We start from the raw sequence: 22,133 nt of genomic DNA, 5'->3' as shown, positions 1-22,133 counted from the left end.
CCCGGGCGGCGCGTGGCACAGTGGCCGCCATGATCGTGCCGGAGACGCAGATACGTACCGCCGTGCAGGACGACGACGCCACGCTCGCGGAGCTCGACCGGACCACCTGGTCGACCCTCCACGCCGTGCTGCCCGCCCCGGAGCCGGGCGCGCCCTTCTTCGACGAGCGCCACCTGCCCGAGCACTACCTCGTGGCGGTGCGCGGCGGGGCGGTCGTGGGTTACGTCCGGGTGGCGCCGCCGACCCCGCTCGCCGCCACCGCCCACGTGCGCCAGATCCAGGGCCTCGCCGTCGCCGGGTCCGCCCGGGGCAGGGGCGTCGCCCGGGCGCTGCTGCGGGCCGCGATGGACCGGTCCCGGGAGCAGGGCGCCGTCCGGATCACCCTGCGGGTCCTCGGCCACAACGCGCCGGCCCGCGCGCTCTACGCCTCGGAGGGCTTCGCGGTGGAGGGCGTGCTGCGGGGGGAGCTGTTCCTCGACGGGGCGTACGTGGACGACGTCCTCATGGGCCGGTCATTGGTCTGAGGCCAGCAGCCGCATACCGCCCATCAGCTCGCGCAGGCAGCGGACCGCGAGGGCGGCCGGTGCGCCCTCCCCGCGCTCGGGCCCGTCCGTCTCCGCCCAGCTCTCCAGGGCGATGCGGATGGCGTCGGTGGCCGCCGCCGCCGCGAGCCGTACCTCCAGCGGGTCGGCGTCCGGTCCGGCGAGCCCGGCGACGACCTCGCGCAGCCGCTCCTCGGACTCCTGGTTGACCCGGTACCAGACGGCCCGGAGGGCGGGGTCCTCGGCGGCGGCCCGCAGCAGCCCGCGCGTCCAGCGCAGGCCCTCGGTCTCCGCCCCGGTCTCCGGGGTCAGCGATGCGGCGATCGAGCGCTCCAGGGCCTCGGGCACGCCGGCGCCCGGTTCCGTCGCCGCGAGCTGTTCCCGCCAGCGGTCGGCGCCGCCCGCGAGGAGGGGGGCGACGGCGTCCTGCTTGGAGCGGAAGTAGCGGTAGAAGGTGCGCAGGGCGACGCCGGCCCGCTGGGCGATCTCCTCGGCCGTGGTGCCGTCGGGGCCGTGCTCGGTGAAGAGCTCGGCGGCGGCGCGGGCGATGTCCAGCTGGGTGGCGGCCTTGCGGCGCTCCGTCAGCGAGGGGGAGGGGGGCGTGGCGCCCTCGGGCTTGGTGCTCACCCCACGAAGCGTACGCCTGCGGGTGTCGAAGGTGCACGATGTGCAGGTGTGGCAAAACGTGCCACTCGGGCGTACGGTGGCAGCGTTCCCCGGAAAGCTTGACATCGAGAGGTTGTCGACATGAACCAGCTGACCCGTTACGAAGGACGCCGCGCCCTCATCACCGGCGGCGGCTCCGGCATCGGGCAGGCCACCGTCCTGCGCATGCTCGCCGAGGGCGGCCGGGTCGTCGCCGCCGACGTCAGCGAGGACGGCCTCAAGGACACCGTCGCCAAGGCCGGCGACGCCGCCGACCGCCTCACCACCGTCGTCCTGAACGTCGCCGACGAGGCCTCCGTACGGGCCGGCGTCGCCGCCGCCGTCGAGGCGCTCGGCGGCCTGGACGTCCTGGTCAACGCGGCCGGGATCCTGCGCTCCTCGCACACCCACGAGACGAGCCTGGACTCCTTCGAGCAGGTGATCCGGGTCAACCTCACCGGCACCTTCCTCATGATCCGCGAGGCGATCCCCGCCCTCCTGGAGGGCGACGGCTCCGCCGTCGTGAACTTCTCCTCCACCTCCGCGATGTTCGCCCACCCCTACATGTCCGCCTACGCGGCCAGCAAGGGCGGCATACAGTCCATGACCCACGCGCTCGCCTCCGAGTACGCCAAGCAGGGCATCCGCTTCACCGCCGTCCAGCCCGGCTCCATCTCCTCCGGCATGACCGACGGCTCCGGCGCCAGCAAGCAGTCCGCCGGCCCCGGCCTGCCCGAGGACACCGACTGGTCCCTCTTCGCGAAGCTCGCCCCCGCCCTCGGCCAGGGCTTCGCCGGCCCCGAGACCGTCGCCGGCGTCGTCGCGATGCTCGCCTCCGAGGACGGCAGGTTCATCACCGGCACCGAGGTCCGCGTCGACGGCGGGACCCACTTCTGATGACCGCCCGCGAGGTCTTCGGCGGCCGTACGGCCGTCATCACCGGCGCCTCCTCCGGGATCGGCGCCGGCCTCGCCCGGCACGCCGCCGGACTCGGCATGAAGCTGGTCCTCGCCGACATCGCCGCCGAGCGGCTCGCCGAGTTCGCGGGCGAGCTGTCCGCGACCGGCGCCGAGGTCACCGCCGTCGTCACCGACGTCGCCGACCCCGCCTCGGTCGAGGCCCTCGCCGACACCGCGTACACCTGCCACGGCGCCGTCGACCTGCTCGTCAACAACGCCGGGATCATGGCCATGGGCTACTCCTGGGAGATCCCGGCCGCGCGCTGGGACGCCATGCTCCGGATCAACATCGGCGGGTACGTCAACGGCATCCGGGCCTTCGTCCCGCGCATGCTGGAGCGCGGCGAGAAGGCCTGGGTGGTCAACGTCTCCTCGGTCGGCGGCATGCTGCCCAGCCCGCTGATGGCGCCGTACAGCGTCACCAAGTTCGGCACGCTCGCCCTCACCGAGTCTCTGCACTACGAGATGCAGATGAAGGGCGCCCCGATCCAGGTGTCCGTCGTGACGCCCGGCTCGGTCAAGAGCGAGATCTTCAAGGCCGCCCGCCCCGGCGAGACCGAGCCCCCGGAGATCGCCGCCTTCAACGAGCAGCTGCAGAACCTCGCCGACGAGCACGGGCTCACGCCCGAGGAGCACGCGGAGAGGGTCTTCGAGATGGTCGCGGAGGGCAAGTACTGGGCGATCCCGCAGCCCGAGCAGCTCTTCCCGGCGCTCCAGCCGCGCACGGACATGATCCTCGGCCAGGAGAACCCCCGGCTCCAGCTGGGCTGATCGGTACGGATCCCGGGGGCCCCGCCTCCGGGATCCGCGCTACACCGCCCCGAAGCGCTCCCACAGCCGGGGGAAGCGGGCCGCGAGCACGTCGTCGTCCTCCAGGTCGAAGGGCGTGCCCAGCGGCTCCCCGCCCGGCATCGGAATGCCCAGGTCGGGGGTCTCGGCGCCGGTCAGCTGCTCGTACGCCTCGTCCGCCGCGAAGCCGATCTCCTCGCCGTCCCCGTCGATCTCCACGTCGAATTCGTCGAGCAGCTCCGCCAGCGCGTCCGGATCGTGCACGCCCCCCTCGTACACCTCCCGGCCCTGGCCGATCAGCCAGCAGCGGAACGAGTCGAAGGTCTCGTCGCCCGCCCCGTCGAACAGCACGGCTGCCGCACCCCACAGATCCCAGAGGTACGCGCGGTTGTAGCGGGCCTCGAAATGGCGCGCGTAGTCGAGCACCGAGTCCGGGTCAAGGCGCGTCAGCCGCTCCACGAGCAGATCGGCCTGCTCCTCGGGGTCGCCCTCGGCTTCCTCGCGGGTGGCGTCGATGATCTCCCAGAACTCGGTCTCGTCCATCACGGCTCCAGCATCGTGGCTCGGGGAGTCCGACGCACCCGGAAAGTCGGAAATGAATCCGGACGGAAGGTGTCGTGCTTTCCTGTCAGCCTGGTGGCCATGACGACTGAAACCACACCCCTGCGGGGACGGATCTGCCTGGTCGCCGGGGCCACCCGGGGCGCCGGACGGGCCACCGCCGTCCAGCTCGGCGCCGCCGGAGCCACCGTCTACGTCACGGGGCGCACCACCCGCGAGAAGGTCAGCGAGGTCGGCCGCGCCACCGAGACCATCGAGGAGACCGCCGAACTGGTGACGGCCGCCGGTGGCGAGGGCGTCGCCGTCCCCACCGACCACCTGGAGCCCGAGCAGGTGCGGGCCCTCGTCGACCGGATCGACCGCGAGCGGGGCCGGCTCGACGTCCTCGTCAACGACGTGTGGGGCGGCGAGCACCTGGTCGTCTTCGGGAAGAAGACCTGGGAGCTCGACCTCGCCAACGGCCTCAGGATGCTCGAACTCGGCGTGCGGACGCACGCCATCACCTCGCACCTCGCGCTGCCGCTGCTGATCCGTCACCCCGGCGGCCTCGTCGTGGAGATGACCGACGGCACCGCCGCGTACAACAACACCCGTTACCGCGAGAACCTCTACTACGACCTCGCCAAGAACGCGCCGATCCGGATGGCCTTCGGCCTCGCGAAGGAGCTGGAGGAGTACGGCGGGACGGCGGTCGCCCTCACCCCCGGCTGGCTCAGGTCCGAGCAGATGCTCAGCGGCTTCGGCGTCACCGAGGAGAACTGGCGCGACGCCACCGAGAGGACCCCCGACTTCGGCATGTCCGAGTCACCGGTCTACGTCGGCCGGGCCGTCGCCGCCCTCGCCGCCGATCCCGACCGGCACCGCTGGACCGGGCAGTCGCTCTCCAGCGGCCTGCTGGCGAAGGAGTACGGCTTCACGGACGCGGACGGTTCGCGGCCGGACGCCTGGGGTTTCCTCGTCGCGGCCGAGACCGGGAAGCCGGACCTGGCCGACTACCGGTAGGCCCGGTCAGACCCCGGCTAGCGGTAGGCCGGGTCAGACCCCGGCTAGCGGTAGGCCGGGTCAGACCCCGGCTACCGGTAGAGATCCGCCATGCTCCGGGCCGCATCCGCGAACTTCGCGCGGAGCGAGTCCGGGGCCAGCACCTCCACCTCCGGGCCGAGCCCGAGCAGCTGGGAGAAGGCGACGTCCTCGCCCTCCACCCGGAGGACGACCCGCACCAGGCCGCCCTCGGCGGCCCCCGCCGCCAGGGCCTCCTCGGCGGCCGCCCGGTCCGTGACGTACGGCAGCCGGCGGGCGCCCGCCTCCGTGAGCCGTACGACCACCTCCGTACGGAGCAGGGAGCGGGTGAACTCCGCCGACCGCTCCTCCCAGAAGACGGACAGGTCGAAGTCCGGGTCCCGGTCGAAGCGCTCCTCGCCCACGGCCACCGCCGTGAACCGGTCCACCCGGTACGTACGGAAGGAGGAGCCCGAGCGCGCGCACACGTACCAGACGCCCGCCTTCAGGACGAGGCCGTACGGCGCGAGCTCCCGCTCCACCTCCGCGCCGTCCCCGCGCCGGTACCGGGCCGACACCCGCCGGTCGTCCCACACCGCCTCCGCCACCGGCGCGAGCAGCTCCGGCGTCTCCGGCTCCTGGTACCAGCCGGGCGCGTCCAGATGGAACCGCCGCGCCGCCGACTCGTGCGCGTCCCGCAGCGAGGGCAGCAGCGCCGCCGACACCTTGAGCCGGGCCGCCGAGGCCGCGTCCTCGAGCCCCATGTCCCGCAGCGCGCCCGGCAGCCCCGACAGGAACAGCGCCTCCGCCTCACCGCGGGCGAGACCGGTCAGCCGCGTGCGGTACCCGCCGACGAGACGGTAGCCGCCGGACCTGCCCCGGTCCGCGTAGACCGGCACCCCCGCCTCGGAGAGCGCGAGGGCGTCCCGGGTGATGGTCCGCTCCGACACCTCCAGTTCGGCGGCGAGCTCGGCGGCGGTCATGGACGGCCGGGACTGGAGCAGGAGCACCAACTTGATGAGGCGGGCGGCACGCATGAACCCATCATGCGTGCCGCCCGCCCCCAAGCTCTCGGCTTCGCTCGAGCAGGGGGGACCCCCGCGGCGAAGCAAGGACCCTTACAGGCCGTAGCGCTCGCGCGCCTCCTTCACGGCCGTCGCCCGGACCTCGCCGCGGCGGGCCAGCTGGGCCAGGGCCGCGACGACGATCGACTGGGCGTCGACGCCGAAGTGGCGGCGGGCCGCGTCGCGGGTGTCCGAGAGGCCGAAGCCGTCGGCGCCCAGCGAGGACCAGTCCTGCTCGACCCACTGCGCGATCTGGTCCGGGACCTGGCGCATGTAGTCGGAGACCGCGAGGACCGGGGAGTCGATGCCGTCGAGGGCCTTGCGGATGTACGGCACCTGCTCCTCGCCGCGCAGCAGCGCCGCGTCCGCCTCCAGGGCGTCGCGCCGCAGCTCCGTCCAGGAGGTCGCGGACCACACGTCGGCGGCCACGCCCCACTCGGCGGCGAGCAGCTTCTGCGCCTCCAGGGCCCAGTGGATGGCCGTGCCGGAGGAGAGGAGCTGGATGCGGGAGGCGTTCGCGGGCAGCTCCAGGCCGGCCGACTCGGCCGTGTTGAAGCGGTAGAGGCCCTTGACGATGCCCTCGTCGATGCCGGACGGCTTGGCCGGCTGCGGCATCGGCTCGTTGTAGACGGTGAGGTAGTAGAAGACGTTCTGGTCCTCGCCCTCGGCGGCCTCGCCGTACATCCGGCGCAGACCCTCCTTGACGATGACCGCGACCTCGTAGGCGAACGCCGGGTCGTACGTCAGCGCCGCCGGGTTCGTGGCGGCGATCACCGGCGAGTGGCCGTCGGCGTGCTGCAGGCCCTCACCGGTCAGGGTCGTACGGCCCGCGGTGGCGCCGACGAGGAAGCCGCGGCCGAGCTGGTCGCCGAGCTGCCACATCTGGTCGGCGGTCCGCTGCCAGCCGAACATCGAGTAGAAGATGTAGAAGGGGATCATCGCCTCGCCGTGCGTGGAGTACGCGGTGGAAGCGGCGATGAAGTCGGCCATCGAGCCGGCCTCGGTGATGCCCTCGTTCAGGATCTGGCCGTTGACGGCCTCCTTGTAGTACATCAGCTGGTCGCGGTCGACCGGCTCGTACGTCTGGCCCTTCGGCGAGTAGATGCCGAGCGACGGGAACAGCGACTCCATACCGAAGGTACGGGCCTCGTCCGGGACGATCGGGACCCAGCGCTTGCCGGTCTCCTTGTCGCGGATCAGGTCCTTGATGAGTCGCACGAACGCCATCGTGGTGGCCATCGACTGCGAGCCGGAGCCCTTGTCGAACGCGGCGAACGCCTTCTCGGCCGGGGCCGGCAGCGGGGCGAGCGCGTGGGTGCGGCGGGCCGGGGCCGGGCCGCCGAGGGCCGCGCGGCGCTCCTGGAGGTAGCGGACCTCGGGGGAGTCGGCGCCGGGGTGGCCGTACGGCACCTGGCCGTCGACGAACTGCGCGTCCGAGATGGGCAGCTCAAGAAGGTCACGCATGTTCTTGAACTCGTCCGTCGTGAGCTTCTTCATCTGGTGGTTCGCGTTCTTCGACGCGAAGCCCTCACCCAGGGTGAAGCCCTTGACGGTCTGCGCCAGGATGACCGTCGGCGCGCCCTTGAACTCCAGGGCGGCCTTGTACGCGGCGTACACCTTGCGCGGCTCGTGGCCACCGCGGGAGAGGTGGAAGCACTCGAGGATCTTGTCGTCGCTGAGCAGCTGCGCCATCGCGACGAGCGCCGGGTCCTTGCCGAAGAAGTCCTGGCGGATGTAGGCGGCGTCGCGGGTCTGGTACGTCTGGACCTGCGCGTCCGGCACCTCGCGGAGGCGGCGGACGAGGGCGCCGGTGGTGTCGAGCGCGAACAGCTCGTCCCAGGCGTTGCCCCACAGCGACTTCACGACGTTCCAGCCGGCGCCGCGGAACTGGGCCTCCAGCTCCTGCACGATCTTGAAGTTGGCGCGGACCGGGCCGTCGAGGCGCTGCAGGTTGCAGTTGATGACGAAGGTCAGGTTGTCCAGACCCTCGCGGGCCGCCAGGGCGAGGGCCGCGGTCGACTCGGGCTCGTCCATCTCGCCGTCACCGAGGAACGCCCACACGTGCGAGGCGGAGACGTCCTTGATGGAGCGGTTCGTCAGGTAGCGGTTGAAGCGCGCCTGGTAGATCGCGGAGAGCGGGCCGAGTCCCATGGAGACGGTGGGGAACTCCCACAGCCAGGGGAGGCGCCGCGGGTGCGGGTAGGAGGGCAGGCCGTTGCCGCCGGACTCCTGCCGGAAGTTGTCGAGGTGGGCCTCGTTCAGGCGCCCGTCCAGGAACGCGCGGGCGTAGATGCCGGGGGAGGCGTGGCCCTGGATGTAGAGCTGGTCGCCGGAACCGTCGGCTTCCTTGCCCTTGAAGAAGTGGTTGAAGCCCGTCTCGTAGAGCCAGGCCGCGGAGGCGAAGGTGGCGATGTGGCCGCCGACGCCGTGCTTGGAGCCGCGGGTGACCATCGCGGCCGCGTTCCAGCGGTTCCACGCGGTGATCTTCCGCTCCATCTCCTCGTCGCCGCCCAGCTCGGTGATCGAGGGCTCGGCGGAGGTGGGGATGGTGTTGACGTAGTCCGTCTCCAGGAGCTTCGGCAGGGCCAGGCCCGCGCCCTCGGCGTGCTGGAGCGTGCGGCGCATCAGGTAGGCGGCCCGGTGGGGCCCGGCGGCCTTGGTGACGGCGTCCAGGGAGGCCGCCCACTCGGCGGTCTCCTCGGTGTCACGGTCCGGGAGCTGGTCGAGCTCGCTCGGAATCTTGCCTACGGGACCGGTCATGATCGCCGCCTTCCGGACAGATGGGGGTGGAGAAGGGTTGCCTTGTCTGGCAGGACAGGGCGAAGGGCCGGGTAGCGGCCCGCCGAAGACTGTAAACCGGCGATCGATGATCGATCAAAGGGTTGAAGGCGAAAACCTCTTCAGATCGAGAAAGTCGGCACAGGGTGCCAGGGAAAAGGGCACCCGGTGCCTCGTCTTCTGTCCTGTTTTCGCAGGTGGGACCGGCTGTCTGAGGAGGTGCTCGCACGAATGAGCGGGCCCACCGGACGGTGGACCCGCTCACTGTGCGTGAAACCGTGGCTCAGGCTCTCGGGGCGCAGCCGAGCACATGCGCCTTCACCAGGGCGCCGATGTTCGGGTCGCCCCGCCGGAAGGCCTCCACGAGCTCCTGGTGCTCCTCCGCGTACGACTTCTGGACCGTGCCCAGCCAGCGGATCGAGAGGGCGGTGAAGACCTCGATGCCGAGCGTCTCCCAGGTGTGCAGCAGGACGCCGTTCCCGGCCGCCTTCACCAGCTCCCGGTGGAAGGCCACCGTGTGCCGGACCTGCGCCGTCCCGTCCGCGGCCGCGTCCGCCTCGTACAGGGCCGCCACGTGCGGCTCCAGGGCCGAGCAGTCCGTCGCGAGCCGCCCGGCCGCCAGCTCGGCCGCGATCTGCTCAAGCCCGGCGCGTACGGGGTAGCTCTCCTCCAGGTCGGCCGCGGTGAGGTTGCGGACCCGGACGCCCTTGTTGGGCGCCGACTCGATCAGCCGCAGCGACTCCAGCTCGCGCAGCGCCTCACGGACCGGGGTCTGGGAGACCTCCAGCTCGGTCGCGATCCGACGCTCCACGATGCGCTCGCCCGGCTTCCAGCGGCCGCTGACGATCCCCTCCACGATGTGCTCGCGGATCTGCTCGCGCAGCGAGTGGACGACGGGGACGGTCATGAAGCGGCTCCTCGGGGAGTGTTGACCCTTAGACAATACGGCGGCGCCCCCGTCCGGAAACACTTCCGGACGGGGGCGCCGCAGGTGAGGCTCGTTACGTTGCGCCTCGGGGGACGGATCAGAGACCGAGGTCGACCTCGAACTCGCCGGCCTCCAGGATCGCCTTGACGGCCGTCAGGTAACGGGCCGCGTCGGCGCCGTCCACCAGACGGTGGTCGTAGGACAGCGTCAGGTAGGTCATGTCGCGGACGCCGATGACGGTGCCCTCGGCGGTCTCGATGACGGCCGGACGCTTGACCGTGGCACCGATGCCCAGGATGGCGACCTGGTTCGGCGGCACGATGATCGTGTCGAACAGCGCACCGCGCGAACCGGTGTTGCTGATGGTGAAGGTCGCACCGGCCAGCTCGTCCGGCGTGATCTTGTTGCCGCGGACCTTGCCGGCCAGCTCGGCGGTGGCCTTGGAGATGCCGGCGATGTTCAGGTCGCCCGCACCCTTGATGACCGGGGTCATCAGGCCCTTCTCGGAGTCCACGGCGATGCCGATGTTCTCCGAGTCGAAGTACGTGATCGTGCCCTCGTCCTCGTTGATCCGGGCGTTGATGACCGGGTGGGCCTTCAGCGCCTGGGCCGCCGCCTTCACGAAGAACGGCATCGGGGAGAGCTTGACACCCTCACGGGCGGCGAAGGTGTCCTTCGCCCGGCCGCGCAGCTTCATCAGCTTGGTGATGTCGACCTCGACGACCGAGGACAGCTGGGCCTGGCCGTGCAGCGCCTTCATCATGTTGTCGCCGATGACCTTGCGCATGCGGGTCATCTTGACGGTCTGACCGCGCAGCGGGGAGACCTCGAGGGCCGGGGCCTTCGACGCGGCGGCCGGAGCGGCGGCGGCGGGGGCCGGGGCGGCCTTCTTGGCCTCGGCGGCCGCGAGGACGTCCTGCTTGCGGATGCGGCCGCCGACGCCGGAGCCCTTGACGGACGCCAGGTCGACACCGTTCTCGGTGGCGAGCTTGCGGACCAGCGGGGTCACGTACGCGCCGTCCTCGGCCGGAGTGGCCGCGGGGGTCGCCGGGACCGGGGTCACGACGGCCGGAGCGATGGACGGGGCGGCGGCGACCGGAGCCGGAGCGGCGACCGGGGCGGCCGGGGCCACCGGCGCGGGGGCCGGAGCCGGAGCGGCCGGGGCAGCCGGAGCCGGGGCAGCGGCCGGGGCAGCGGCGGCGGGGGCCGGGGCGGCCGGAGCCGGAGCGGCGGCCGGAGCCGCACCCGCGGCGCCGATGACGGCCAGCTTGGCGCCGACCTCGGCGGTCTCGTCCTCGGCGACGACGATCTCCAGGAGAACGCCGGAGGCGGGGGCGGGGATCTCGGTGTCGACCTTGTCCGTGGAGACCTCGAGCAGCGGCTCGTCGGCCTCGACGGTCTCGCCGACCGACTTCAGCCAGCGGGTGACGGTGCCCTCGGTGACGGACTCGCCCAGCGCAGGCAGGACGACGTCCGTGCCGGTGGCGCCGGCGCCACCGGCAGTCTCAGCCGGAGCCGGAGCGGCCGGGGCCTCGGCCACGGGGGCCGGGGCGGCGGCCGGGGCCGGAGCGGCCTCGGCGGCGGGGGCCGGGGCAGCGGCCGGGGCGCCGGTGCCGTCGTCGATGATGGCCAGCTCGGCGCCGACCTCGACCGTCTCGTCCTCGGCGACCTTGATGGAGGCCAGGATGCCCGAGGCGGGGGCGGGGATCTCGGTGTCGACCTTGTCGGTCGAGACCTCGAGCAGCGGCTCGTCGGCCTCGACACGCTCGCCCTCGGCCTTGAGCCAGCGGGTGACGGTGCCCTCGGTGACGCTCTCGCCGAGCGCCGGCAGGGTTACGGAAACCGACATGGTTTCAGTTGCTCCTAACGAATTGCGGAAAGTGGTCGTCGCGCCCTGTGATGACGTGAGCGTCAGTCGTGGGAGTGCAGAGGCTTGCCGGCCAGGGCCAGGTGGGCCTCGCCGAGCGCCTCGTTCTGCGTCGGGTGGGCGTGGATGAGCTGCGCGACCTCGGCCGGCAGCGCCTCCCAGTTGTAGATCAGCTGAGCTTCGCCGACCTGCTCGCCCATGCGGTCACCGACCATGTGGACGCCGACCACGGCACCGTCCTTGACCTGGACGAGCTTGATCTCGCCCGCGGTCTTGAGGATCTTGCTCTTGCCGTTGCCCGCGAGGTTGTACTTCAGGGCGACGACCTTGTCCGCGCCGTAGATCTCCTTGGCCTTGGCCTCGGTGATGCCGACGGAGGCGACCTCGGGGTGGCAGTACGTCACCCGCGGCACGCCGTCGTAGTCGATCGGGACGGTCTTCAGACCGGCCAGGCGCTCCGCGACGAGGATGCCCTCGGCGAAGCCGACGTGCGCGAGCTGGAGCGTCGGGACGAGGTCGCCCACGGCCGAGATCGTCGGCACGTTGGTACGCATGTACTCGTCGGCCAGGACGTAGCCGCGGTCCATCGCGACGCCCTGCTCCTCGTAGCCGAGACCGGCGGAGACCGGGCCCCGGCCGATGGCGACCAGGAGGACCTCGGCCTCGAAGGTCTTGCCGTCGGCCAGGGTGACCTTGACGCCGTTGTCGGTGTACTCGGCGGACTGGAAGAAGGTGCCGAGGTTGAACTTGATGCCGCGCTTGCGGAACGCGCGCTCAAGAAGCTTCGAGCTGTTCTCGTCCTCGACCGGGACGAGGTGCTTCAGGCCCTCGATCACCGTGACGTCGGTGCCGAAGGACTTCCACGCGGAGGCGAACTCGACGCCGATGACGCCGCCGCCGAGGATGATCGCGGACTCCGGGACCCGGTCCAGGGTCAGCGCGTGGTCCGAGGAGATGATCCGGTTGCCGTCGATCTCCAGGCCCGGCAGCGACTTCGGCACGGAACCGGTGGCCAGGAGGATGTGACGACCCTCGACGCGACGGCCGTCCACGTCGACGGACGTCGGGGAGGACAGGTGGCCGGTGCCCTCGATGTACGTCACCTTGCGGGAGGCGACGAGACCCTGCAGGCCCTTGTACAGGCCCGAGATCACGTCGTCCTTGTACTTGTGCACGGCCTTGATGTCGATGCCCTCGAAAGAGGCCTTGACACCGAACTGCTCCGCCTCGCGCGCCTGGTCGGCGACCTCGCCGGCGTGCAGCAGCGCCTTCGTCGGGATGCAGCCGTTGTGCAGGCAGGTGCCGCCGAGCTTGTTCTTCTCGATCAGTGCGACGTCCAGGCCCAGCTGCGCTCCGCGCAGCGCCGCGGCGTAACCGCCGCTACCGCCGCCGAGGATCACTAGGTCGAAAACGGTGCTGGCGTCGTTCGCCACGTCACGTCCTCCATGCATGTGCGCTCGTCGCCGGTCGTCCTCGACCTGGCGGCGGCTGGTGTCCGGCCGCTTTATTTCGGCCCTGTGGTGGGGGCCCTGTCCTGCCGAGAACCCATCTTCGCACTTGTTGACGGGCGACGGGACGCGGGGCCGTGGTCTGAGACGGCCGATCGTCCGTACGGCGGGGTCACGGCGGCGTACGAAGCTACGGATTTCGTCGCCGGCGAACAGTCGGAGGGGAACGTCGCGGCGAACAGGGGGAGGCCCCGGGAGCCGAAGCTCCCGGGGCCTCCCGTCACACCCGTGCCGCTCAGAGCTCGCCGGCCGCCGTGCGCTCGGCCAGCTTCACCAGGGTGCGGACCGAGGAGCCGGTGCCGCCCTTCGGGGTGTAGCCGTACGGGGCGCCCTCGTGGAAGGCCGGGCCCGCGATGTCCAGGTGGGCCCAGGTGATGCCCTCGCCCACGAACTCCTGGAGGAAGAGACCGGCGACCAGGCCGCCGCCCATCCGGACGCCCATGTTGGCCATGTCGGCGGTGGGGGAGTCCATGGTCTTGCGCAGGTCCGCGGGGAGCGGCATCGGCCAGGACTGCTCGCCGACCTCCTCGGCGATCTCGTGGATCGCGGTCCGGTAGTCGTCGTCGTTGGCCATGATGCCGAAGGTGCGGTCGCCGAGCGCCAGGACCATCGCGCCGGTCAGCGTCGCCACGTCGACGATCGCGTCCGGGTGCTCCTCGGAGGCCTTGGTCAGCGCGTCGGCGAGGACGAGCCGGCCCTCGGCGTCGGTGTTCAGGACCTCGACGGTCTTGCCGCTGTACATGCGAAGGACGTCACCCGGGCGGGTGGCGGAGCCGGACGGCATGTTCTCCGCGAGGGCGAGCCAGCCCGTGACGTTGACCTCCAGGCCGAGGCGGGCCGCGGCGACGACGGACGAGAACACGGCGGCGGCGCCGCTCATGTCGCACTTCATCGTCTCGTTGTGGCCGGCCGGCTTCAGGGAGATGCCGCCCGAGTCGTAGGTGATGCCCTTGCCGACCAGGGCGAGGGTCTTCTCCGCCTTCGGGTGGGTGTAGGCGATCCGGACCAGGCGCGGCGGGTTCACGGAGCCGACGCCGACGCCGAGGATGCCGCCGAAGCCGCCCTTGGCGAGCGCCTTCTCGTCGAGGACCTGGACCTTGAGGCCGTGCTCCTTGCCGGCGGCCTGGGCGGCGGCGGCGAAGGCGGCCGGCGTCAGGTCGTTCGGCGGCTGGTTGATCAGGTCGCGGGCGCGGTTGATCTCCTCGGCGACGGCCTGGGCGCGCTCCGCGGCGGCCTTGTAGGCCTTGTCGCGCGGCTTGGCGCCGAGCAGGGCCACCTCGGCGAGGGGCTTCTTCGCGTCCTTGCCGTTCTCCTGGTACGCCGTGTAGGCGTACGCGCCGAGCAGGGCGCCCTCCGCGATGGCGGCGGCGTCCTCGGCGGCGGCGATCGGCAGCGCGAACGCGGCCTTCTTCGTGCCGGTCAGGGTGCGGGCGGCGGTGCCGGCGGCGCGACGCAGGGTCTCCGCGCCGAAGGACTCGCCGTCCTCGGGGGCAGCGCCCAGGCCGACGGCCAGGACGACGGGGGCCTTGAGACCGGCGGGGGCGGGCAGCTTCGTCGCCTCACCTTCGGCACCCGAGGCGCCCAGGGTCTCCAGGACGGCGGCGAGCCGGCCGTCGAAGGCCTTGTCGACGGCCTCGGCGCCCGAGGCGACGACCAGCGTCTTCCCGGACTTCGCGACGCCGACGACGAGGGCGTCGGCGCGCAGCGTCGCCGCGCCGGCAGTGCTGAGAGTGAGAGCAGTCACGGTGGTGAAATCTCGCTTCCATTGAGTTCTGTGGCGGTCGAAGGGTGGGCCGACCGTGCCCGCCGCATCGTATTTCGGCCCGGAGAGCGCCGAGAACGAGCCTACGCTCGCTCACCCGGTTCGCTCACGGCGGCGGTGATTCACTCATCCGTGGTGTCTCTTTCATGTTTACCCTTCCGGCCCCTGTCGTCCGGTCACACTCGCCTCATTCACGCAAGGACGACACACCGTCCTTCGCCTCATCTGCGACATCTCCACGCGTCCTGCCGGTTCGGGCGGGGCCCGTCGAGGGGGGACACCAGCCATGGACTCCGGCCGAATCCGTACGCCCAGAACCGCGCCCCGCACCGCGGCCGGCGCCCGCACCGCGCCCCGTACCGGTCCTCGTACGGGCAAGATCGCGGCCCTCGCCGCCGCCGCGCTGCTCGCCACCGTCGTCCCCTCCGCGCAGGCGGTCGCCGCGACCGCGCCCCGCGTGGACCTCACCGTCCTCGTCGTCGACGACGGCGGCAGCGCGGTCGGCGCGATCACCGCCGAGCTGAAGGGCTCGGGCGTCCCGTACCGCAGGATCGACCTCAACGACCCGAACCGGCCGGTGCTCGACACGGCCTTCCTCAGCGACACGGTCGACGGGCGGCCCCGCGCCAAGTACCAGGGCGTCGTCCTGCCCCACGAGAGCGCCTTCGGCCCCGACTCCGCCGAGGCCACCGCCCTCCACGCGTACGAGCGGACCTTCGGGATCCCGCAGGTCGACGCCTACACCTGGTCGCACCCCGGCGTCGGCCTCGACTACACCGACCAGGGCGGCTGGTCCGGCGTCCTCGACGGGACCACGGCCGGCGTCACCGCCGCCGGCCGGACGGGCCCCTTCCGTTACCTCGCCGGAGCGCTCACCTTCGAGGACAACGACCCCTCGATCGCCGAGAGCTACGGCTACGCGGGCCGCCCCCGCGCCGGCTACACCAGCTTTCTCGACATCCCCGTCGACGGCGCCGGCGGCGGCCGGGCCAGCCTCGTCGGCGAGTACGCCAGCGACGGGCGCCGCGAACTCGTCGTGACCTTCGCCTACAACCAGTACCAGCGACAGTTCCGCGCCCTCGCCCGCGGCATCGTCGACTGGCTCACCCAGGGCGTCCACCTCGGGCAGAGCCGCAACTACCTCTCCGTCCACGTCGACGACGTCTTCGCACCCGACGCCCGCTGGGACCCCACGCTCGACTGCACCCCCGGCGACTTCGACTGCGTCGGCGACGACGGCGAGGGCGTGAACCCGATCCGCATGACGTCCGCCGACGCCCAGTACGCCGCCGCCTGGCAGAAGGCCTCCGGCTTCACCCTCGACATGGTCTACAACGGCGGCCAGGGCGAGCAGTGGAAGACCGAGCACGGCGGCACCGACCCGCTCACCGACCGGCTCGTCGCCGACCGCGCCCAGTACCGCTGGATCAACCACACCTACACCCACCCCTTCCTCGGCTGCGTCCAGGACAACGCCGTCGTCCCCTGGCAGTGCGCCAGGGACACCGCCGGCAACACCCTCTGGGTCAGCCGCTCCGAGATCTCCGGCCAGATCCGCAACAACTACAACTGGGCCGTCGGCAAGGGCATCTCCGTCGACCGCTCCGAACTCGTCACCGGCGAGCACTCCGGCCTCAAGACCCTGCCCCAGCAGCCCGTCGACAATCCCAACCTCGCCGGCGCCCTCGCCGACAACGGCGTGAAGTGGACCGGGAGCGACAACTCCCGCGAGCCCCAGCAGCGCCCCGTCGGCACCGGCACCGTGAAGACCGTGCCCCGCCACCCGATGAACGTGTACTACAACGTGGGCACCGCCGCCGAGATGACCGACGAGTACAACTGGATCTACACCTCCCGCGCCGACGGCGGCAGCGGCATCTGCGAGTCCAACGCGGCCTCCACCTGCCTGCCCGCCCCGCTCCCCACGGCCACCGGCTACGCCGACCACATCGTGCCGCAGGAAGCCCGCACCGCCCTCTCCCACGTCCTGGGCAACGACCCCCGGCCGCACTACGTGCACCAGTCCAACCTCGCCGAGGAACGCCTCCTCTACCCGGTCCTCGACCGCGTACTCGCCGACTACCGGGCCCTGTTCGCGGCGAACGCGCCCCTGGTGAACCCGGCCCAGAAGGACGTCGGCACCGAACTGAACCGCCGCGCCGCCTGGGACCAGGCCGTCGCCGCCGGAAAGGTCACCGCCTACCGCATCGGCACCACGGTCACCGTCAAGGCGCCCTCCGGCGTCACCGTGCCCGTCACCGCCCCCGAGGGCACCCGCAAGCAGCTCCTCCTCGGCACGACCACCTTCGGGGCGCCCTACGCGGGCACCCGCTCCGCCTGGACCACGCCCGAACTGCTCCAGACCGCCGTCACACTCACGCTCCCGACCGCCTGACCAGCACGTCCTGGGGGGACCCGCTCATGCCGAGCAGTGGCCGTCACGTCACCATGCTCACCGAAGGCACCTATCCGCACGTCCACGGCGGCGTCAGCACCTGGTGCGACCAGCTCGTCCGCGGCATGCCGGAGGTCGACTTCGAGATCCTCGCCCTCACCGGCAGCGGCCGCGAACCCGTCACCTGGGAGCTGCCGCCCAACGTCACCCGGCACACCGCGTACCCCCTCTGGGGCCTGCCGCAGGGGCCGGCCGCGCCCGGCCTGTTCGCCGGAGCGCGCCGGCCCCTGCGGGGGCGCGACCGCCGCCGCTTCCTCGACGCCTACGAACGCGTCCTGCTCGCCCTCCTCGACCCCGAGGCGGGCTGCGACTTCGGCACCGGCCTGTACGAACTCGCCGAACTCGCCCGGCAGGGAAGGCTGACCGCCGCCCTCCGCTCCGAGCGGGCCCTGCGCTCCCTGATGTGGATCTGGACCATGCCGCACCTGCCCACGCTCGCGGCCCGGCCCACCGTCCACGACGCGCTCACCGCCACCGACCTCCTCGAACACGCCCTGCGTCCGCTCGCCGCCCGGATATCCACCGGCGGAGTGGCGCACGCCGTCTCCAGCGGCCTCGCCACCCTGCCGGCGCTCGCCGCGCAGCACTTCGAAGGGGTGCCCTTCCTGCTCACCGAACACGGCATCTACCTCCGCGAGCGCTACCTCGGCTACCGCACCGAAGCGCAACGCTGGCCCGTCAAGGCCCTCATGCTCGGCTTCTACCGCGAGCTCAACACCCTCGGCTACCGCAAGGCCGACCTCATCACCCCCTGCAACCAGTACAACCGGCGCTGGGAGGAGCGCGGCGGAGCCCCCGCCGACCGCATCCGCACCGTCTACAACGGCGTCGACCCGGCCCTCTTCCCCGAGGCCGGACCCGAACCCGAGACCCCCACCCTCAGCTGGTGCGGCCGCGTCGACCCCATCAAGGACCTGGAGACCCTGATCCGGGCCTACGCCATCTGCCGCGCCGAACTCCCCGAGCTGCGGCTGCGGTTGTTCGGCCCGGTCCCCGCCGGGAACGAGGACTACCTCACCCGCCTGGAGAAGCTCGCCGCCGAACTGGGCGTCGCCGACGGCGTCTCCTTCGAGGGCCGGATCAGTGACGTCCCCTCCGCGTACGCCGCCGGCAGCGTGGTCATGCTCTCCTCCATCAGCGAGGGCTTCCCCTTCTCCCTCATCGAGGCCATGTCCTGCGGCCGCGCCACCGTCTCCACGGACGTCGGAGGCGTACGGGAGGCCGTCGGCGACACCGGGATCGTCGTCCCGCCCCGCGAACCGGCCGTCATGGCCGCCGCCGTCTCCGCACTCCTGAGGGACGGCGCCCGCCGCGCCGAACTCGGCCGCCGCGCCCGGCAGCGGGTCGTCGACCGGTTCACCCTGCACCGCTCGGTGGACGGCTTCCGGCAGATCTACCGCGAACTGGCGGGCGCCCGCCCGCCGCGCCCCGCCCCGACCGTCCCCACCGCGCCCCTGCGCCTGAGCATCCCCGCCCCGCGCCGTACCTCCCCGGCCCTCGTCACAGGAGGCACCCCGGCATGAGCGGATCCCTCTGGCTGAAACCCCCGAAGGCGCAGACCCCGCTCGCCGCGATCCCGCGCCCCCGCGGCGAGGACCACGCGGTGCGGGCGACCCCGGCCCCGGCAGGAGGCGACCTCGCCCCCACCCCACCCCCCTCAGAAGGCGACCTCGCCGCCGATCCGCTCGACGAACTCGCCGAACGGCTCGACCGGTTCGTCGCCGCCGCCGTGCACCCGGACGAGATCGCCGCGGTCCTCGAGTCCGACGGCATGACCGACGAGCACATCAAGCTCACCTACGGCCGCGCCGACTCCTTCTCCCTCGCCGAGGACCTCTACGCGCGCGTGGAGCGGCGCCACCCCGAACCGGAGGCACCACCCGCCGGCGCCTGGCACGGCGACCTCGCGGGCTGCCTGCTGCGCGGGCTCGTCTTCGCACTCCCCGGCCTCGCGTACGTCCTCGCCGCGCCGCTGCTCGCCGGGGGCCACGGACGCTTCGGGCTCCCCGCCGGAACCGTCCCGCTCCTCGCCGGGGCCGTCACCGGCTGGGTCTGGAACCAGGCCCTCTCCCACCGCGCCTACACCTGGCTCGGGCTCGGCGACCGGCCCGCCGCCGCCCGCGCCCTGCTCACCGGCGCCCCGGCCGGCGCCCTCGCCGGGACGGCCGTCGCCCTCGCGGCCGCCGCACCCGGCGAGACTCCGGCCGCCGTGTTCGCCGCCGGGCAGTCCCTCTACCTCGCCGCCGCGACCGTGCTCCTCGTCCTCGGCCGCGAACGGGCCCTGCTCGGCGCCCTGCTGCCGCTCGCAGGCGCCGTCCCCGCCTTCCGCTGGGACCTGCCGGACGCGCTGCGCGCCGGACTGCTCCTCGCCTCCCTCACCGCGTCCGTCGTCCTCGCCGCGCTCGTCCTGCGCCCGGGCGCCCGCCGGGGCGCGGCGGGCCGCGGCGGACCCCCGCGCGCCGCCTCCCTCCCGTACGGCCTCTTCGGCCTCGGCAGCGGCCTGCTCGTGCTCCACTCGGGCGTCGGCGACACGCTGGTCGGCGGGGCGGGTGCGGTCATCGCCCTCACCCTCTCCATGGGGCCCGCCGAGTGGCTGCTGCTCCGCTTCCGGGGCGGGAGCCTGACCCGGCTGCGGACCCTCACCACCGCCCGCGAGTTCCGCCGGGCGGTCACCGGCACCCTGGTGGTCTGTCTCGGCGGCTACCTCACCGTGCTCCTCGCCCTCGCCCTCGCCGCGACCCTGGCCTGGCCGGGGGCGCCGTGGCCGACGCTCCCGCGCCTGGTCACCCTGCTCCTGATCGGGACCGTGCTCTGGCTCGGGCTGCTGCTCCAGGCCTTCGGCGCGGTGCTCAGCGCCGCCACGGTCTGCCTGCTCGCGGCGGCGGCGCAGACCGTGGAACCGGCGGCGGGCCCGGTGGCCGCCGGGGGAGCGGCGGCGGTGCTCGCCACCCTGACCTGTGCCCTGCTGGTACGACCGACCGCCCACCGCGCCTAGAGGTCCCATGACCAACCTTCCCTCCCTCCTGGTGCCGTACTACGAGCACCCGGCCGAACGCCCCGAGGCCTGGTCGGCCCTCGTCGACGCGGCGCCCTCCCTGTACGGCGTCGTCCTCAACCCGGCGAGCGGCGCCGGCGCGGCCCCCGACCCGGCCTTCGCCGAGGCCGCCGGCCGGCTGCGGGCGGCCGGGGTGCGGGTCCTCGGCTACGTGGACACCGCCTACGGGCGCCGCCCGCACGCCGAGGTCGTCGCCGAACTGGTCCGCCACCGCGACTGGTACGCCGCCGACGGCGCGTTCCTCGACCAGGTGGCGACCGCGCCCGCGGCCCTCGCCCACTACCGCCGGATCGCGGTCGCCGCCCGGGCCGCCGGGGCCGCGACCCTCGTCTTCAACCACGGGGCCCAGCCGAACCCCGGCTACGAGGCCCAGGCCGACCTCCTCGTCACCTTCGAGGGCCCCTGGGACACGTACCGGACGCTCGACCTGCCGGTCGCCGCCCACTACTGCCACCTCGTCTACGCGGCCCCCGCGGGCATCCGCCCGGCCACCCCGGTGCACTGCGCCGTCCCCGGGACGGGCGCGCACCCCTGGGGCACCCTTCCGCACCTCCTGGAGCCCGCCCGATGAGAGCCCGCCCGATGAGAGACCGGCCGTTGCGCGCCCGCCCGACGCGACGACCGCTTCCGTTGCTCGCGGGGCTGCTGCTCCTCGCCACGGCCTGTACGGCGGCCCCCGGCCCCGACCCGAAGCCCACCGAGGAGGGGCGCTGGCAGCCCAAGCCGGGCCTCACCTGGCAGTGGCAGCTCAGCGGCACGCTCGACCCGGCCGTCGACGTCCCGGTGTACGACATCGACGGCTTCGACCACCCGGCGTCCACCGTGAAGGACCTGCACGCCCGCGGCCGCAAGGTCATCTGCTACCTGTCCACCGGCGCCTGGGAGGACTTCCGCCCCGACGCCGACCGGTTCCCGAAGGCCCTCCTCGGCAAGGGCAACGGCTGGGACGGCGAGCGCTGGCTCGACATCCGCCGCACCGACCTCCTCGGTCCCCTCATGGCGAAGCGCCTCGACATGTGCCGGGACAAGGGCTTCGACGCCGTCGAACCCGACAACATGGACGGCTACAAGAACCGCACGGGCTTCCCGCTCACCGCCGCCGACCAGCTCCGCTACAACCGGCTCATCGCCGGCATGGCCCACGAGCGGGGCCTCGCGGTCGGCCTCAAGAACGACCTGGACCAGGTTCCGAAGCTGCTGCCGGACTTCGACTTCGCGGTCAACGAGCAGTGCGCGGAGTACGACGAATGCGGCAGCCTGGCGCCGTTCGTGGCGGCGGGCAAGGCGGTCTTCCACGTCGAGTACGAACTGACGACGGCGCAGTTCTGTCCGCAGGCCCGGAAGCTGGGCCTCAGCTCCATGCGGAAGCGGTACGAGCTGGACGCCTGGCGCCAACCCTGCTAGCCGCCTCAGCCCAGCGTCAGCGCGACCAGCGCCACCGTCGCCGCCGACTCCTCCACCGCGCCGAACACGTCGCCCGTCACCCCGCCGAAGCGCCGCACGCACCGGCGGAGCAGCAGCGCCGCCGCGCCGAGGGCCGCGCCGGCCGCCAGGACGTTGCGGACGGCGTCGTACGGGGAGAGGAGCAGGCCCGTCGAGGCGCAGAGGACCAGGACCAGGGCCGTTGTGAGGGTCGCGGAGCGGGTCGGGACGGTCTGCGCGACGATCGCGCCGAGGCCCTCGGGGCGGGCCGCCGGGACGCCGAGCCGGGAGGCGTGGGTGAGGGCGAGGCGGGCGACGGTGGCGGCGAGGACGGCGGCGAGGGTGCCGTGCGCCCAGCCCTCCCCGTACAGCTGGTACAGCGCGGCGACCTGGCCGAGCAGGACGAGGACCAGGGCGATGACGCCGAAGGGGCCGATGTCCGACTGCTTCATGATGCGCAGCGCGTCCTCGGCCGGCTTGGCGCTGCCGAGGCCGTCGGCGGTGTCCGCGAGGCCGTCGAGGTGGAGGCCCCGGGTGAGCAGGGCGGGGACGGCGGTGGTGACGACGGCCGCGAGCAGCGGGCCCGCGCCGAGCAGCAGGAACCCCCCGCCGGCCGCGGCGGAGCAGAGCCCGACGACCAGTCCCGCGAGCGGGGCGCTGAGCATGCCGGCGCGCGCCGCGTCCCGGTCCCAGCGGGTGATGCGGGCGGGGAACACGGTGAGGGTGCCGAAGGCGAAACGCAGGCCGTCCATCCGGGCAGGGTAATCGCCGCCCCCGGACGGTAGATTGCGCATACCGC

Annotated in this window: 18 protein-coding genes; 9 read left to right on the top strand and 9 right to left on the bottom strand. The window is 72.8% G+C overall.

The window, feature by feature from the left end:
- Positions 1 to 29 precede the first annotated feature (29 nt).
- On the top strand, positions 30 to 524 hold the full coding sequence (locus ACN9M0_RS09625; protein WP_366038075.1) for a GNAT family N-acetyltransferase: 495 nt from the start codon (positions 30 to 32) through the stop codon (positions 522 to 524).
- Here the strand turns inward: ACN9M0_RS09625 and ACN9M0_RS09620 are convergent.
- Positions 513 to 1,169: a TetR/AcrR family transcriptional regulator gene (locus tag ACN9M0_RS09620; protein ID WP_426403427.1), complete on the bottom strand. Its 657-nt coding sequence runs from the start codon at positions 1,167 to 1,169 to the stop codon at positions 513 to 515. The genes ACN9M0_RS09625 and ACN9M0_RS09620 overlap by 12 nt on opposite strands.
- Before the next feature lie 120 nt (positions 1,170 to 1,289).
- Here ACN9M0_RS09620 and ACN9M0_RS09615 point away from each other — a divergent pair, with 120 nt between their 5' ends.
- Both ACN9M0_RS09615 and ACN9M0_RS09610 read left to right on the top strand, forming a co-directional pair.
- Positions 1,290 to 2,084 carry an SDR family NAD(P)-dependent oxidoreductase gene (locus ACN9M0_RS09615; RefSeq protein ID WP_426403426.1) on the top strand — a complete coding sequence of 265 codons (795 nt, stop codon included), beginning with the start codon at positions 1,290 to 1,292 and terminating at the stop codon, positions 2,082 to 2,084.
- Positions 2,084 to 2,917, top strand: coding sequence for an SDR family NAD(P)-dependent oxidoreductase (locus ACN9M0_RS09610; protein ID WP_426403425.1), 834 nt, complete (start codon positions 2,084 to 2,086; stop codon positions 2,915 to 2,917). Before ACN9M0_RS09615 ends, ACN9M0_RS09610 begins: the two co-directional genes overlap by 1 nt.
- 39 nt (positions 2,918 to 2,956) lie before the next feature.
- On the opposite strand, the gene ACN9M0_RS09605 is transcribed toward ACN9M0_RS09610, so the two are convergent.
- Positions 2,957 to 3,478, bottom strand: coding sequence for a DUF4240 domain-containing protein (locus ACN9M0_RS09605; RefSeq protein ID WP_366038087.1), 522 nt, complete (start codon positions 3,476 to 3,478; stop codon positions 2,957 to 2,959).
- A 99-nt stretch (positions 3,479 to 3,577) separates the two neighbouring features.
- Between ACN9M0_RS09605 and ACN9M0_RS09600 the strand changes: the two genes are divergently transcribed.
- Positions 3,578 to 4,498, top strand: a complete 921-nt coding sequence (locus ACN9M0_RS09600; RefSeq protein ID WP_366038079.1) for an SDR family oxidoreductase — start codon at positions 3,578 to 3,580, stop codon at positions 4,496 to 4,498.
- Between the two features lie 71 nt (positions 4,499 to 4,569).
- On the opposite strand, the gene ACN9M0_RS09595 is transcribed toward ACN9M0_RS09600, so the two are convergent.
- The 6 genes from ACN9M0_RS09595 to ACN9M0_RS09570 all read right to left on the bottom strand — a co-directional run bounded on the left by ACN9M0_RS09595 (position 4,570) and on the right by ACN9M0_RS09570 (position 14,384).
- The gene (locus ACN9M0_RS09595) at positions 4,570 to 5,532 is read right to left on the bottom strand and encodes a helix-turn-helix transcriptional regulator (protein ID WP_426403424.1); all 963 of its coding nucleotides are present in this window, start codon (positions 5,530 to 5,532) and stop codon (positions 4,570 to 4,572) included.
- An 81-nt stretch (positions 5,533 to 5,613) separates the two neighbouring features.
- Positions 5,614 to 8,319 carry a pyruvate dehydrogenase (acetyl-transferring), homodimeric type gene (aceE, locus tag ACN9M0_RS09590; RefSeq protein WP_366040257.1) on the bottom strand — a complete coding sequence of 902 codons (2,706 nt, stop codon included), beginning with the start codon at positions 8,317 to 8,319 and terminating at the stop codon, positions 5,614 to 5,616.
- Positions 8,320 to 8,620: 301 nt separating this feature from the next.
- On the bottom strand, positions 8,621 to 9,244 hold the full coding sequence (locus tag ACN9M0_RS09585) for a GntR family transcriptional regulator (RefSeq protein WP_366040256.1): 624 nt from the start codon (positions 9,242 to 9,244) through the stop codon (positions 8,621 to 8,623).
- Positions 9,245 to 9,362: 118 nt separating this feature from the next.
- Positions 9,363 to 11,114 (bottom strand): 2-oxoglutarate dehydrogenase, E2 component, dihydrolipoamide succinyltransferase, encoded by a 1,752-nt coding sequence (sucB, locus tag ACN9M0_RS09580; RefSeq protein ID WP_426403423.1) that lies wholly within the window; start codon positions 11,112 to 11,114, stop codon positions 9,363 to 9,365.
- A 62-nt stretch (positions 11,115 to 11,176) separates the two neighbouring features.
- On the bottom strand, positions 11,177 to 12,565 hold the full coding sequence (gene lpdA / locus ACN9M0_RS09575; RefSeq protein ID WP_366040254.1) for a dihydrolipoyl dehydrogenase: 1,389 nt from the start codon (positions 12,563 to 12,565) through the stop codon (positions 11,177 to 11,179).
- A 310-nt stretch (positions 12,566 to 12,875) separates the two neighbouring features.
- Entirely contained in the window at positions 12,876 to 14,384 is a 1,509-nt protein-coding gene (locus ACN9M0_RS09570) for a leucyl aminopeptidase (protein WP_366040253.1), read from the bottom strand.
- Positions 14,385 to 14,688: 304 nt separating this feature from the next.
- On the opposite strand from ACN9M0_RS09570, the gene ACN9M0_RS09565 reads away from it, so the two are divergent.
- The 5 genes from ACN9M0_RS09565 to ACN9M0_RS09545 are packed head-to-tail and all read left to right on the top strand — an operon-like array spanning position 14,689 to position 21,316.
- Complete coding sequence (locus ACN9M0_RS09565) at positions 14,689 to 16,797, top strand: hypothetical protein (RefSeq protein ID WP_426403422.1); 2,109 nt, start codon at positions 14,689 to 14,691, stop codon at positions 16,795 to 16,797.
- 26 nt (positions 16,798 to 16,823) lie between these two features.
- On the top strand, positions 16,824 to 18,380 hold the full coding sequence (pelF, locus tag ACN9M0_RS09560) for a GT4 family glycosyltransferase PelF (RefSeq protein WP_426403421.1): 1,557 nt from the start codon (positions 16,824 to 16,826) through the stop codon (positions 18,378 to 18,380).
- Complete coding sequence (locus tag ACN9M0_RS09555) at positions 18,377 to 19,852, top strand: hypothetical protein (RefSeq protein WP_426403420.1); 1,476 nt, start codon at positions 18,377 to 18,379, stop codon at positions 19,850 to 19,852. Before pelF ends, ACN9M0_RS09555 begins: the two co-directional genes overlap by 4 nt.
- Positions 19,853 to 19,859: 7 nt before the next feature.
- On the top strand, positions 19,860 to 20,483 hold the full coding sequence (locus tag ACN9M0_RS09550; protein WP_366040249.1) for a spherulation-specific family 4 protein: 624 nt from the start codon (positions 19,860 to 19,862) through the stop codon (positions 20,481 to 20,483).
- 11 nt (positions 20,484 to 20,494) lie between these two features.
- Entirely contained in the window at positions 20,495 to 21,316 is an 822-nt protein-coding gene (locus ACN9M0_RS09545) for an endo alpha-1,4 polygalactosaminidase (protein ID WP_426403419.1), read from the top strand.
- Between the two features lie 5 nt (positions 21,317 to 21,321).
- On the opposite strand, the gene ACN9M0_RS09540 is transcribed toward ACN9M0_RS09545, so the two are convergent.
- Entirely contained in the window at positions 21,322 to 22,128 is an 807-nt protein-coding gene (locus ACN9M0_RS09540) for an adenosylcobinamide-GDP ribazoletransferase (protein ID WP_399696525.1), read from the bottom strand.
- Between the last annotated feature and the right edge of the window lie 5 nt (positions 22,129 to 22,133).

The organism is Streptomyces sp. R-07, assembly GCF_049913175.1.
GTDB lineage: Bacteria > Actinomycetota > Actinomycetes > Streptomycetales > Streptomycetaceae > Streptomyces.
Note: the sequence above shows the minus strand (reverse complement) of the source record. Positions and strands in the feature narration are given on the sequence as shown.

What these genes read in the sequence shown, in the direction of transcription:
- ACN9M0_RS09625 (WP_366038075.1), top strand. Translation starts at nt 30, where the DNA reads ATGATCGTGCCGGAGACGCAGATACGTACCGCCGTGCAGGACGACGAC.
- ACN9M0_RS09615 (WP_426403426.1), top strand. Translation starts at nt 1,290, where the DNA reads ATGAACCAGCTGACCCGTTACGAAGGACGCCGCGCCCTCATCACCGGC.
- ACN9M0_RS09610 (WP_426403425.1), top strand. Translation starts at nt 2,084, where the DNA reads ATGACCGCCCGCGAGGTCTTCGGCGGCCGTACGGCCGTCATCACCGGC.
- ACN9M0_RS09605 (WP_366038087.1), bottom strand. Translation starts at nt 3,478, where the DNA reads ATGGACGAGACCGAGTTCTGGGAGATCATCGACGCCACCCGCGAGGAA.
- ACN9M0_RS09600 (WP_366038079.1), top strand. Translation starts at nt 3,578, where the DNA reads ATGACGACTGAAACCACACCCCTGCGGGGACGGATCTGCCTGGTCGCC.
- ACN9M0_RS09595 (WP_426403424.1), bottom strand. Translation starts at nt 5,532, where the DNA reads ATGCGTGCCGCCCGCCTCATCAAGTTGGTGCTCCTGCTCCAGTCCCGG.
- aceE (WP_366040257.1), bottom strand. Translation starts at nt 8,319, where the DNA reads ATGACCGGTCCCGTAGGCAAGATTCCGAGCGAGCTCGACCAGCTCCCG.
- ACN9M0_RS09585 (WP_366040256.1), bottom strand. Translation starts at nt 9,244, where the DNA reads ATGACCGTCCCCGTCGTCCACTCGCTGCGCGAGCAGATCCGCGAGCAC.
- sucB (WP_426403423.1), bottom strand. Translation starts at nt 11,114, where the DNA reads ATGTCGGTTTCCGTAACCCTGCCGGCGCTCGGCGAGAGCGTCACCGAG.
- ACN9M0_RS09565 (WP_426403422.1), top strand. Translation starts at nt 14,689, where the DNA reads ATGGACTCCGGCCGAATCCGTACGCCCAGAACCGCGCCCCGCACCGCG.
- pelF (WP_426403421.1), top strand. Translation starts at nt 16,824, where the DNA reads ATGCCGAGCAGTGGCCGTCACGTCACCATGCTCACCGAAGGCACCTAT.
- ACN9M0_RS09555 (WP_426403420.1), top strand. Translation starts at nt 18,377, where the DNA reads ATGAGCGGATCCCTCTGGCTGAAACCCCCGAAGGCGCAGACCCCGCTC.
- ACN9M0_RS09550 (WP_366040249.1), top strand. Translation starts at nt 19,860, where the DNA reads ATGACCAACCTTCCCTCCCTCCTGGTGCCGTACTACGAGCACCCGGCC.
- ACN9M0_RS09545 (WP_426403419.1), top strand. Translation starts at nt 20,495, where the DNA reads ATGAGAGACCGGCCGTTGCGCGCCCGCCCGACGCGACGACCGCTTCCG.
- ACN9M0_RS09540 (WP_399696525.1), bottom strand. Translation starts at nt 22,128, where the DNA reads ATGCGCAATCTACCGTCCGGGGGCGGCGATTACCCTGCCCGGATGGAC.